The sequence below is a fragment of the Comamonas sp. GW821-FHT11H03 genome (assembly GCF_058807955.1).
Map to the genome: position 1 here is coordinate 239,380 of NZ_JBXARF010000001.1, position 11,814 is coordinate 251,193.

Here is an 11,814-nt window from a genome sequence, read left to right on the forward strand (position 1 = left end):
CATGGCAGAACAAAACACATCCCCTCCCACCAAGGCCTCCTCTTCGCCTCTCAAACGCCGCCGCTGGCTACGTGCGCTGGGCTGGACCTTTGCAGCGACCCTGCTCGCCCTGGTGCTGGCGCTTGGCAGCCTGCTGTGGTGGATTGGCAAGGACGACTCGCTCAACCAGACACTGCAGCGTGTGGCCGGCTGGATGCCCGCAGACCAGTCCCTGGTCGCCAAAGAGGTCACGGGCAGCGTCAAGAACGGCGGCCGCATCGGATGGCTGCAATGGCAAAGCCCGACCATGAAGGTCGAAGTCAGGGAAGCTCAGATCGGCTGGCAGTTCAGGCCTTTGCTGCTGTCGCGCACACTCAAGCTGGGCGAGGTTCATATTGCCGAGCTGCGCATTTCCAGCACCCCCGACCCCGACAAACCCGCCAGCGAACCGCTGAAGTCGCTGACCCTGCCGGTGAAGATAGAGCTGCCCTTCAAGGTCGATCAGATCATCTGGCAAGGCCCGCCCGAAGCCGTGGTGCAGGACCTGCGCGGTCGCTATGAATACACCGGCACAGACCATGAACTCAAAGTCAGCAGTCTGCGCTTTGCCCAGGGAGCCTACCAGGCCCAGCTGAAGTTGCAGGGCGCTGCCCCCATGGCCTTGCAGGCCGAAGCAACAGGCGATGTGCAAGTGCCCAACCCGCTGGACAAAAGCGATGACGCCCTCAGCACCATCGCCGTGCAGGCCAGGGTGACAGCCGAAGGCACGCTGGCCACCGACGAGGCCAGGCTGGAGATCAAAGCCAACGCCAATGCCAGCGCCGAGACCTCCAACTCCGGTGCAGACCGTCAAAGCAACACAGATCTCGCCCCCGAGCAGAACAACAATCGGCAGCCCTCAGGCTCGAAGCCCGGGCCAGCTGCAGATACTCCCCCCATGCAGGCGGATGTGGCGGCCAGCATCATGCCCTGGCGCAGTCAGCCGCTGCTGGCTGCCAAGGCCCAGCTCCGCAATCTCGATGTCTCGGCATTCTGGCCTCAAGGACCGCGCACCTTGTTGACCGGCCAATTGCAGGCCGGCCCCGACGAAACGGTAGCTGCAGCTGCGAACCTGGAGACTCAGCCCTGGAACCTGAGCACCAGCTTCAGCAACGCGCTGCCCGGCCCCTGGGACCGGCAACGCCTGCCCGTGGCCGAGCTGATGGCCAGAGTCCATTTCGACGGCCAGCAATGGCAGGTGAACGACTCCCGTATCCAGATCGGCAAGGGCCATATCGCACTCGGCGGTCAGTTCACGCCGAGCACCCGGTTGTTTGAAGGTCTGGCCACTGTGGAACAACTCAACCCGGCCGATCTCTACAGCACGATGGAAGCCGCCCCTCTGGGAGGCGAAATCAGCGCAAAGGCTGTGCAAGCCGAGCCTGGCAGCGGCGATACCGCTGCCAGCAAGATTGTGTTTGCCGCCAATCTGCAGGCCGCAGGCGGCAAGCGCGACAGCAAGGCGCTGCGCATTCAGACACTGGCTGCCAAAGGCCAGTGGCAGGCCCCGCTGCTGCAGCTGGAAAAGCTGCAGCTGGAAGCCCTGCAGGCCAGCATCGATGCCACGTCTGTGGAATTCAACACCGAAACCCAGCAGGCCAGGGCTCGACTCAAGGCCGCCGCACCCGGTGCGCAGCTGAGCATTGAAGGACAGATGGGTCCTGCCAGCGGCGTTGTCCAAAGCCAGCTGCAGCTCAGCTCCATGAGCACGCTCACGCAATGGCTGCGCAAGCTGCCGGGCGTCAAGGATCCGCTGGGCGGCGCGCAACTCGATGGCAGCGCAGATCTGCAACTGGCCTTGAAGGGCGGCTGGGAAAATCTGCTCAAGCGCCTGAGCGCTCCCCATGGCGCGGCCATTCCCGCCAGTGGCTTGCAGATTCAGGCCAAGCTGCGCGCCGAGAAAATTCGCTATTTGTCCGCCGGCGCCGCAGCCGAACAGAGCACCGTCCTGCCTGCGCTGGCATTGAGCATTGACGGCAGCCCCGAAAATGCCAGGGTCGGCCTGACCGCACAGGCCCAGCAAGCAGGCAAGAGCATTCAGCTCGACACCGCTTTGCAGGCCGGCCTGGCCGGCGGCAAGGGCATGGCACCGCTGGACTGGCAGGCCAGTCTGGAAAAGCTGCAAGCCCAGCTCACTCCCGACAAGAACAAGCCCAGCCCCTGGGTCGTACAGCTGCAAGCTGGCGCACCCATGCAGATCAAGCAGCGCACCGGCGGCAGCACGGTGCTCAGCACCGTCTATCAGCTCAGCGCCGGCAAACTGCAGATCACGCCCCCGAAATTGGGCCTTAGACCTACCAGCAGCGAGCCACTGCCCCCCGCCCAGCTGGCATGGGAAGCGAGCTCCGTCACCCGCTCCACCAGCGGCCAATGGGGTGTGCGCAGCGCAGGACAGGCGCTTGGAATTCCACTGGCCTGGGTCGATGCCTTCAGCCTTGGCGATGACGACCCACCACTGGAGGCCGCAGGGATTTCCGGCGACCTGAGCTTCAACGCGCGCTGGAACCTAGACACCCTGGGCAAGGATCTCAAGGCCGATCTCACGGTCGAGCGCGCCGCAGGTGATCTGCGGCTGGCGGTGGACGATGGCTCCAGCACCACCGTCATCCAGACCACCGGCCCCACTGCCACACGCGCTGGCGGCACACGCACGCGCCAGATCGGCGGCGCAGGCATGCGCTCGCGCATCAAGGACATACGCCTCAACGTGCAGGCTCAGGGCAGCCAGGTCAACGCCAAACTGCTCTGGGACAGCGAGCGCGCAGGCAAGCTCAGTGCCGACCTGCGCACCCAGCTCAGCTACCAGAAAGACGGCTGGTCGCTGCCCGCCACGGCGCCTCTGTCCGGTCAGTTGCACGCCAATATGCCCGATATGGGACTGTGGTCCTTGTTTGCGCCACCAGGCTGGCGCATTCAGGGCAGCTTGGCGGCTGATGCCAGCATCAGCGGCACTTTGCAGGACCCCAAGTGGCTGGGCGATATCAAGGCCGATGGGCTCAACATCGCGTCCTTGCTCGATGGCGTGGACCTGCGCGACGGCATTCTGCGCGCCAAGCTGCAAGGCACCAGGCTGGACATCACCGAACTGCGCCTCAAGGGCGGCAAGGGCAGCCAGGCGCGCATTCTGGGCTATAGCGGCAATCTGACCCGAGCGCCCGAAGACGGCGGCCAGCTTATCGGCTCGGGCTATGCCCAGTTCACACCACCGGGTGCGGAAGGCGAATCAGGTCTGAGCATGAATCTGCAGGCCAGGGCCAGCAAGCTGCAGGTCCTGGTGCGCGCCGATCGTCAGGTCAGCGTCTCCGGCGATCTGCAGGCCCGACTGGAGCGAGGCCAGTTCACGCTGCGCGGCGACCTGACGGTCGACAGAGCCTCCATCATCCTGCCCGAGGAATCCGCACCATCGCTGGACAAGGATGTGGTCGTGCGCTCGGCGGCATCGCGCAAGGCCGAAGAGGAAGAACGCCGACGTAGCGAGCAACAGGCCCGCAAGGAGCAGGCCCGCGCCACTCCGCGCAAGGTGCCCTACATTCTCGTCAAGCTCGACATGGGCCGTGACTTTGCGCTGCAAGGATTTGGCATCACCACGCGGCTGCTGGGCCAGCTCGAAGTGCGAGGAGCCAGCTACATCGGCGGCCCGCCCAGCGTGACTGGCGAAATCCGTACCGAGCAAGGTCGCTACCGTGCCTGGGGCCAGTCGCTGAATGTGGAAACCGGCCTGATCCGCTTCAATGGCCCCTATAACAACCCCTCGCTGGACATACTGGCGCTGCGCCCGAATATTGCCGTCAAGGCCGGCGTGCAAGTGCTGGGCACGGCCAGTGCGCCACGCGTGCTGCTGTACTCGGACCCTGCCCTGCCCGACGCGGAAAAGCTCTCCTGGGTAGTCATGGGCCGCGACCCTGCCTCCGGCGGTGCCAGCAGCGCCTTGCTTCAGCAGGCCGCCATGGCCCTGCTGGCTGGCGGCAACAGCTCCAGCGGCAAGATTGCGGGCAGCCTGGGGCTCGATGAAGTCGGATTCAAAGGCGGCGGCGATGGCACGGATGCAGCAGGTGCGGCGCTAACCATGGGCAAACGCATTTCGGACAAGCTCTACCTGACCTACGAGCAGAGCCTGTCGGGAGCCATGGGCATCATCTATATCTTCTACGACCTGTCGCGCAGCGTCACCTTGCGCGCTCAGACCGGCATGACCAGCGCCATGGACATCGTCTATACCGTTCGCAAGGACTAAGCATGAGAGCTGCCTTCATCCCCTTGCTGGCATGCAATAACAGCTATCGATCCTGCGATGCCACGCAACCGCACAGCGCTTGAGCAAGCCGCAGGCAAGCTCATACTCCGCATCCAGCAGGAATGGATGCAGGAGCTGGGCGAGCCCGCAGCTGCAGACAGCGAGCAAGTCATGAACCGCGCTCATGACTTGCTGCAGGCCGCATCGGCTGGCCGGCCCGGCCTCGGGCTGCAGCAGCAGTCGATCGAAGAATTTCTGGGCAGGGAATGGCTATGCAAGCATCCTGGGATACAGCCATTCATCAATGATCTGGTTGCGCAGTTACGGTCCTGATCCACTTTATTCAGGCCCTCAGCGGCCTGCTGCCACGCCTTATTTGACGTAGGAACGCAGCACCTTCACGACCAGCTCCAGGTCCTGTTCACGCTGCTCGGCCGTCGCGGCCTCGGCCCCCAGATGCTCGCGCACATGGCCTTCGAGCAACTCCAGCATCAAACCATTGACGGCCCCGCGCACAGCCGCCAGTTGCTGCAGCACCACTGCACAGTCCTGCCCTTCTTCCAGAGCTCGCTCAAGAGCCTGTGTCTGCCCCTTGATACGGCGAATGCGCGCGAGCAATGGCTTTTGATTCGAAACGGTATGCGACATAGGTAGGAATTGTAGTCCTCATGTCGGCATGGAAAATATACTGGGGTAGAGTATATAAAAACACGCCAATCATGACCTCATACACCGACTCCCCCCTGACCCGGCAACACTCCCACCGCTTTGACCAAGGCAATCCGCTGGGTGAGAAAAACGCCAAGCTGGCCATGTTGCTGACGCTGGCCATGATGGTGCTGGAAATCACTGCCGGCTATTACTTCAACTCCATGGCCCTGCTGGCCGATGGCTGGCATATGAGTTCACACGCGCTGGCGCTGGGTCTGTCCGTCAGCGCCTATGCCGGTGCGCGCAAACTGGCCAATGACAGACGTTTCAGCTTCGGTACCTGGAAGATAGAAATCCTGGCGGGCTACACCAGCGCCATCTGCCTGCTGCTGGTTGCAGCCCTGATGGCTTTTGAATCCATACAACGTCTGCTCTCGCCTGCCGCCATTCACTATCAGCAGGCCATAGGCGTGGCAACTCTTGGCCTGCTGGTCAACTTGGCGTGTGCCTGGCTGCTCAAGGATGGGCACCACCATCACCAAGGCCATGAGCACCGCAGCGATCATCACCATGGACACGACCACGCGCTTGGCGACCTGAACCTGCGCTCGGCCTATCTGCACGTGATTGCAGACGCCGCCACATCGGTCATGGCCATCGCAGCGTTGCTGGGCGGCATGCTCCTGGACTTTGCCTGGCTGGATTCGGTCATGGGCCTGGTCGGCTCCGTGATGGTGGCAATATGGGCCTTAGGCCTGCTGCGCGAAAGCAGCCGCGTGCTGCTCGATGCCGAAATGGATGCTCCCGTCGTGGAAGAAGTGCGTGAAGCCATTGCACAAGGTCCACAACCCGTCAACATCACAGACCTGCATGTCTGGCGCGTGGGCAAGAACCACTATGCCTGCATCATCGCAGTCGAGGTCGAGGGCGCAGCCACGGTCACACCCGACTACATCCGCCAGTTGCTATCTGTACACGAAGAACTCTCCCACGTCTCTGTCGAAGTCAACAGTACAGAGCCGGCATAAATAAGTCGGTTGGATTCCGCAGGCTGGCAACACGGGTAGAATCCAGCGTCCCTCCCCGTAGTTCAATGGATAGAACGGTCGCCTCCTAAGCGACAGATACAGGTTCGATTCCTGTCGGGGGGACCAGTAAAGCATTGAATTTCAATGGTTTTTGGTGGAAGTGGGACATAAGCGGGACATTTCCTCGCTTTTACCCTCAGACTTTGATAAACGCAGGCCGTGTTGAATGGCGCTGCGTTTTTTTTCGTCCCAACTGCAGTCCGGCTCTACTAGCCATGCCGCCATGAAGTGGCCTTTGCGCATGGCCTCGATATAAAAAAGATAGCGTTTGCTCACACAGTAATGTGCGGAATATACTGTACGCACATACAGTATCTGTTAGGTAGTTATGGCGGCAAAGAACTCAGAAGATGAGCAATTTCAGAGCGAGATTGATGATCTAAGCGCATCGGTCGGAGCGCTGTGTGAACTGCTTGCCGCAGCTCAGAACGCCAAGGTAAGCGCAGCCTGTGTACATGCAATCCTCAAGCCCATGGCCCGCAGGCTGGATGTCGTCGCAAGCACGGCGGCGGATGCAAAGCTTGTGCTTAAAACCTCGTAATTTTCCGTAATACAAAACACCACCCAAATGCCATGCATTGCGTGCATTGGCGGGGCTTTGAGGTAAGCCGACCGGGTAGTAATTTGCGGCCCATGAAGCGGGCAGGCGCGGCGGGGGCGTCATGGCGCGCCAAGGGATTGAGGGGGCGGCTTCGGGTCTGGATTGCAGGCCTGGGTCATGGGTGAAACCGTGCCGGGAAGGCCTGGATTACGGCCTTGGCGCGCGCGTGCGGCGGCGCGAAGGGGTGACGCAGTGCGGGCGCAAAAAAGGGCGCCTAGGCGCCCTGCTGATCTTGGGGTGGATCGGCTTAGGTTTCGCTGCCCGTCCGGGGTGCAAACCTCACAACATCCATACCCGCCCACTCGTTGAATGTCTCAAACAGTCCCTGCAGTGGGACTATTTCATTCTCGTAGAACACCTGCAGTGACTGGCTGGCATTGCCGAAGCCGCCCGTATTGTTGGGGATGATGCCCAGCAGTCCAGGCGGTACGCGATGCGCGGCCAGCACATCGTCCTTGCTCGCGTTTTTGATTGCGCTGAAATCATCCTTGGCAGCAATCTCGCTCACTGGTATCAGCTTGAGGCCTTCGGGCTTACCGCCTGGGGCGTGGACAAACAGATTGCGGAAGTTGCCCGGCCCCTTGGACTTGCGCAGCTGCTCACGCAGCTTCTCCACATCCCCATTGCTCACAGCGCTGTCGCTCAGGTACATGATGAAGCCGGCGTGGCTTCCGTTCTCGTAGTAGCGGCGCCGGAAGACCGTGGCGGACTCATTCAGTAGCGCCGACTGCAACGCGCCCAGGTACTCGGGCAGGCCATACAGCTCCTGATTGATGTCTGGCTCTCGCAGATGGAAGACGGAACCAGGCACAAACTCATGTTCTTCGCGCCAGTTCGGCACGTAGAAATAGCGCTTCTCCTGGCCCCGGCGCATGTACCGGCTCAGCGAATGTTCAAAACGCATGGTGCGGCCGGACAAAGCGCGGCGGGCTTCCAGGTATCCATTGCCGAACACCAGAAAGTCCGTGGCCCAGGCCTTGAAGGTTTCGCGCGACATCAGCGGATGCGGGACAAAGCTCGCAGTCAGCAGGTTGCGTTTCAGGTAGATGGCAGAGCTGTGGTGCGGCGATGCTCGGAAAGCATCTGCCAGTCCATCGAGCGGAAACGGCGGCTCATACCAGCGACCGTTAAACATCGCTTCCACGTAGTCCAGTAGGCGCAGGCGGCTGACCGGCTCGGGGTCCCCGAAGGTGAAGACCTCTACCTGCCCTCCCTGTGTTTCTGCCTTGGCCATGGGGGTGGGATTCTTTTTGGTCATTCGTAAACCTCTACAGATGAGCTGCCGCCGTGGACATCCCCGGCGAGTGATTCGTTATCCAGTGCGTGCATGACCGCCCAGGCCAGATCGGCGTGGCCGATGTCGTCCGAGCGGCCGGACTGATAGGTGACATGGCGCTGGCTGGGCGTCAGCACCTTCTTGATGGCCATGAACGCGGCGGCCACATCGGTGCAGTCGGCGTCCATTTCCAGGCGGCCCTTACTGATGACCTGCTTGGCCTTGAGCACCAGCCGCGCCTTAAGCGCCAAGTCATAGTGATAGGCACGCGCCTGCGGGTAGAACTTGATGACGTTCTGATAGACGCCCTGGCCCAAGCCCGTGGTGTCGATGCCCATAAACGTCACGTTGTATTGCACGGTGATGCTGCGGATGTACTCGGCCTGGGCCTCAAAGTCAGCGCCCCGGAACTGCTGGCGGTGCAGCAGGCGGAATTTGCCGCCCGGCACTTTGGGCGGCGCGATCACCACCAGGGCGGCCGTGTCGCCGGTAAACGAGGGGTCATAGCCAACCCAGACCGGCTGCCACGCAAACGGGCGCTGCGCCAGTGGCTTGAAGTCGTCGGCCCATGCCTCCCACGAATCCACCATGCACGCCTGCATCATCTGCAGCGTGAACTGTGAATTGCTGTCGTCGATGAACTCACAGCGGAAGAGATTGGCAAATTCGTCGTCCGGGTACTCTTCCAGCAGCTCGGCCAGATCAAACAGATTGCAACCCAGGCGCAAAGCGTCATCTATGGTCACGATGTGGCGGAATCGACCATCAGCACAGCGCAGGCCGTTGGCCAGTGCCTTGTGGCTCAGGTCAATCTGCATATGTTTGGTCTTGTCCCGACCCCGGTTACGGTCCTCTCCGGTCCAGAACGAATAGGCCTCATGACTCTTTGCGGATGGGGTGCTGAAATAGGTCTTGCGCCAGTGCTTATGCGTGGCCATGGCGCTGGCCACCTTGTTGAGTTCCTTGAAATTGCCTGTCCAAAAGAACTCATCGAAATAGAAATCGCCGCTACGGCCTTGGGCCGTCTTGGCATTGGTGCCCAAGAAATGCAGCTCGGCGCCATTCCACAACACCATGGGATCGCCGCCCAGGTCTACCCCCACTTCATTGGCAAAAGCCACCATGTAGTTTTTGAACTGGTGCGCCTGGGCCTTGGATGCGGACAGAAAAATCTGATTGCGCCCTTCGAGCACTGCGCGAATCAAGGCTTCGCGGGCAAAGTAGTAGGTAGCTCCAATCTGGCGCGACTTGAGCAGAATGCGCGTGCGCTCTTTCTGGGCCTCAAACCATCGGTTTTGATACCCAAAATTCCCTGCATGGAATATCTCAAGTAGCTGCTCTGTCTGCTCGGGCGTGAACTCGTTGCGCTTGGGCTTGCGCTTGGGTGCTGCATTGCGGCGGGCAATGTTTGGGTTTAGGTCCCCTTCCTTGCCGGTTTCTTGGTAGCGCTCCACTCGGGCCGTGCGCTCCAGCTGGCGGCCGAGCAGGTCGATTTCTTTGAAGTCGCCGCCCGTCTTCTCGTCCTTCATGATGAGCTGAACCATGCGCAACTCAAGCGCACCGTTCACGCGATCAAGTGGCGTGAACTTGTCCCACTCTTCCGCATCGCGCCAGCCGTAGAGCGTGGTTGCAGGAACGCCCAGCTTTTCCGCTATCAGCTTGGGCCGCCAGCCCTGCCAGTACAGATACCGCGCCACCTGTTTGGGCTGCGAGCTATTGGCCAGCACAGCCGCCTGCATGGCGCTGCCCTGCTCCTGGGCCTGGGCGAGCACGAGCGCACCGAAATCAGCGTCCTTCTGTTTGGTGCCTTTGGCCTGTGGCGGCTCGCCAGCGGCAAATGGGGCGCAGTCCTCCCCGGTCGGTTTCTTTCGTGCCATGGCAGGCAGTTTTCCGGGCGGGCACCAACTAAACCAGCACGCGATTACGTCCACCGCGCCGCCACAACGACACCCGCGTGACGCGGCGCAGACCGCTGGACACCATGAGAACTCACAGCGAACTCACCGCCGGACACCGGCAAACCCATCAGCGAGGCTCATCCATCCATGTCCAAGAAATCCCGCTTCTTCCGCGTCGCCGTCGAAGGCGCCACCTCTGACGGCCGCACCATTGACCGCGAATGGCTGCTGCAGATCGCCAAGCACTACAACCCCAAGGTGTACGGCGCCCGCGTCAACATGGAGCACATCCGCGGCTACGGCCCTAACAGCGACTTCCGCGCCTATGGCGATGTGCTGGCCGTCAAGACTGAAGAGGTGGACATTGGCGGCCAGAAAAAGCTGGCTCTGCTCGCCCAGATAGATGCCACCGACGAGTTGGTCGAGCTCAACAAGCGCCGCCAGAAGCTCTACACCTCTATCGAGGTCCGCCCCAGCTTCGCCGATTCCGGCGAGGCCTATCTCGTCGGTCTGGCCGTCACCGACAACCCCGCCAGCCTGGGCACCGAAATGCTGGAGTTCGCTGCCAAGAACCCGGACGCCAACCCCTTCAAGCTGCGCAAGGAACAACCCGACGATGTGTTTTCCGTGGCCGAGCCCCTGGCTCTGGAGCTGGAAGACGAAAGCGCCGGCATCGTGGCCAGCTTCAAGGCCAGCATTGCCGCCGCCGTGGCCAAGTTCACCGGCAAGGAAGTCACCGACGACGCCCGCTTTGCAGCTGTGGCTGATGGCTTCGGCGAGCTGGGCGAAAACTTCTCCAAGCATGTCCAGGCTGCACAAGCCTCTCAGGCCAAGACCGACCAGTCGCTGCAAGCCATGAGTGCGGACATCGACCAGCTCAAGCAGCAGTTCGCCAAGCTGGACAACACCGAAGCCCCCAACCGCCGCCCCGTGGCCAATGGCGGCGCCGGTCAGCAACAGACCGATTTCTGACCCGTCCGCCCAATCCATCCCACTTCAAGGAACCATTCATGCGCAACGAAAGCCGTAAAAGCTATAACGAACTTCTCGCCCGTGTGGCTTTGCTCAATGGCGTCAATGCCGACGACACCAGCAAAGCATTTGCCGTCGCTCCCAGCGTCCAGCAAAAGCTGGAAAGCGCCATGCAGGAGTCCAGCGAATTCCTGCAGCGAATCAACATCATCCCCGTGGATGAGATGCAAGGCGAAAAGCTTGGCCTGTCGCTGTCCGGCCCCATTGCCAGCCGCACCAACACGGACAGCAAGGACCGCCAGACCCGCGACCTGAGCGGTATCAACGCTCGCGGCTACCACTGCCAGCAGACCAACTATGACTCGCACCTGAAATATGCGCTCATCGACGCCTGGGCCAAGTTCCCCGACTTCCAGATCCGTGTGGCGCGGATGCTGGCCCAACGTCAAGCGCTGGACCGCATGTGCATCGGCTTCAACGGCGTGGCCATCGAGCCCAATACAGACCTTGCGGCCAACCCCTTGCTGCAGGACGTGAACAAGGGCTGGCTGCAGAAGATGCGCGAAGAGGCACCCCAGAGCGTCATGCACGAAGGCAAGGTGGCGGGCAAGGTCGTCATCGGCGCTTCTGGCGACTTCAAGAATCTGGACGCCGCAGTCTTTGATGCCAAGCAGATGCTGGACCCTTGGCACCGCAACAACCCCAACCTTGTCTGCGTAATGGGTGCCAAGTTGCTCCACGACAAGTATTTCCCGCTGGTCAATACCAATCAGGCACCCAGCGAAACACTGGCGGCAGACATCGTTATCAGCCAGAAGCGCGTGGGCGGTCTGCAGGCCGTGCAAGTGCCGTTCTTCCCTGAAAACGGTCTGTTCATCACCACGCTGGACAACCTCTCTGTGTACTGGCAGCGCGGCGGCCGTCGCCGCTACATCGTCGAGAACCCCAAGCGCAACCGCGTGGAGAACTACGAGTCCAGCAATGACGCCTACGTGGTGGAAGACATCGGCCTCGCTGCCGTGGTCGAAAACATCGAAATCGTCGAGGCCTAAGCCCAGCCGGGCCGCCGTCAGTCC

Annotated in this window: 9 protein-coding genes and 1 tRNA gene; 7 read left to right on the plus strand and 3 right to left on the minus strand. The window is 61.4% G+C overall.

Annotation, left to right across the window (positions count from 1 at the left end; all coding sequences use genetic code 11):
• The first annotated feature begins 1 nt into the window (after position 1).
• Both AC1RTQ_RS01160 and AC1RTQ_RS01165 read left to right on the plus strand, forming a co-directional pair.
• On the plus strand, positions 2–4,252 hold the full coding sequence (locus tag AC1RTQ_RS01160; RefSeq protein ID WP_492873748.1) for a translocation/assembly module TamB domain-containing protein: 4,251 nt from the start codon (positions 2–4) through the stop codon (positions 4,250–4,252).
• A gap of 57 nt (positions 4,253–4,309) precedes the next feature.
• Entirely contained in the window at positions 4,310–4,585 is a 276-nt protein-coding gene (locus tag AC1RTQ_RS01165; protein ID WP_492873750.1) for a hypothetical protein, read from the plus strand.
• Positions 4,586–4,624: 39 nt separating this feature from the next.
• Here the strand turns inward: AC1RTQ_RS01165 and AC1RTQ_RS01170 are convergent, their stop codons facing one another.
• Complete coding sequence (locus tag AC1RTQ_RS01170; protein ID WP_003075449.1) at positions 4,625–4,900, minus strand: metal/formaldehyde-sensitive transcriptional repressor; 276 nt, start codon at positions 4,898–4,900, stop codon at positions 4,625–4,627.
• 71 nt (positions 4,901–4,971) lie between these two features.
• Here AC1RTQ_RS01170 and dmeF point away from each other — a divergent pair, with 71 nt between their 5' ends.
• The 3 genes from dmeF (at position 4,972) to AC1RTQ_RS01185 (ending at position 6,532) form a co-directional block, all read left to right on the plus strand.
• On the plus strand, positions 4,972–5,931 hold the full coding sequence (dmeF, locus tag AC1RTQ_RS01175; RefSeq protein ID WP_492873752.1) for a CDF family Co(II)/Ni(II) efflux transporter DmeF: 960 nt from the start codon (positions 4,972–4,974) through the stop codon (positions 5,929–5,931).
• 51 nt (positions 5,932–5,982) lie between these two features.
• Positions 5,983–6,057, plus strand: a tRNA-Arg gene (locus AC1RTQ_RS01180).
• A 262-nt stretch (positions 6,058–6,319) separates the two neighbouring features.
• Positions 6,320–6,532 carry a hypothetical protein gene (locus AC1RTQ_RS01185; RefSeq protein ID WP_492873754.1) on the plus strand — a complete coding sequence of 71 codons (213 nt, stop codon included), beginning with the start codon at positions 6,320–6,322 and terminating at the stop codon, positions 6,530–6,532.
• A 307-nt stretch (positions 6,533–6,839) separates the two neighbouring features.
• Here the strand turns inward: AC1RTQ_RS01185 and AC1RTQ_RS01190 are convergent, their stop codons facing one another.
• Together AC1RTQ_RS01190 and AC1RTQ_RS01195 are read right to left on the minus strand one after the other, a co-directional pair.
• Positions 6,840–7,850, minus strand: a complete 1,011-nt coding sequence (locus AC1RTQ_RS01190) for a phage portal protein (protein ID WP_492873756.1) — start codon at positions 7,848–7,850, stop codon at positions 6,840–6,842.
• Complete coding sequence (locus AC1RTQ_RS01195) at positions 7,847–9,607, minus strand: terminase large subunit domain-containing protein (RefSeq protein WP_492874508.1); 1,761 nt, start codon at positions 9,605–9,607, stop codon at positions 7,847–7,849. Before AC1RTQ_RS01195 ends, AC1RTQ_RS01190 begins: the two co-directional genes overlap by 4 nt.
• Before the next feature lie 306 nt (positions 9,608–9,913).
• Between AC1RTQ_RS01195 and AC1RTQ_RS01200 the strand changes: the two genes are divergently transcribed.
• Both AC1RTQ_RS01200 and AC1RTQ_RS01205 read left to right on the plus strand, forming a co-directional pair.
• The gene (locus AC1RTQ_RS01200; RefSeq protein WP_492873758.1) at positions 9,914–10,738 is read left to right on the plus strand and encodes a GPO family capsid scaffolding protein; all 825 of its coding nucleotides are present in this window, start codon (positions 9,914–9,916) and stop codon (positions 10,736–10,738) included.
• Between the two features lie 38 nt (positions 10,739–10,776).
• Entirely contained in the window at positions 10,777–11,790 is a 1,014-nt protein-coding gene (locus AC1RTQ_RS01205; RefSeq protein WP_492873760.1) for a phage major capsid protein, P2 family, read from the plus strand.
• Positions 11,791–11,814: the final 24 nt, after the last annotated feature.

Coding starts and splice junctions, on each gene's coding strand:
- AC1RTQ_RS01185 (WP_492873754.1), top strand. CDS start 6,320: ATGGCGGCAAAGAACTCAGAAGATGAGCAATTTCAGAGCGAGATTGAT.
- AC1RTQ_RS01200 (WP_492873758.1), top strand. CDS start 9,914: ATGTCCAAGAAATCCCGCTTCTTCCGCGTCGCCGTCGAAGGCGCCACC.
- AC1RTQ_RS01195 (WP_492874508.1), bottom strand. CDS start 9,607: ATGCAGGCGGCTGTGCTGGCCAATAGCTCGCAGCCCAAACAGGTGGCG.
- AC1RTQ_RS01190 (WP_492873756.1), bottom strand. CDS start 7,850: ATGACCAAAAAGAATCCCACCCCCATGGCCAAGGCAGAAACACAGGGA.
- AC1RTQ_RS01165 (WP_492873750.1), top strand. CDS start 4,310: ATGCCACGCAACCGCACAGCGCTTGAGCAAGCCGCAGGCAAGCTCATA.
- dmeF (WP_492873752.1), top strand. CDS start 4,972: ATGACCTCATACACCGACTCCCCCCTGACCCGGCAACACTCCCACCGC.
- AC1RTQ_RS01160 (WP_492873748.1), top strand. CDS start 2: ATGGCAGAACAAAACACATCCCCTCCCACCAAGGCCTCCTCTTCGCCT.
- AC1RTQ_RS01205 (WP_492873760.1), top strand. CDS start 10,777: ATGCGCAACGAAAGCCGTAAAAGCTATAACGAACTTCTCGCCCGTGTG.
- AC1RTQ_RS01170 (WP_003075449.1), bottom strand. CDS start 4,900: ATGTCGCATACCGTTTCGAATCAAAAGCCATTGCTCGCGCGCATTCGC.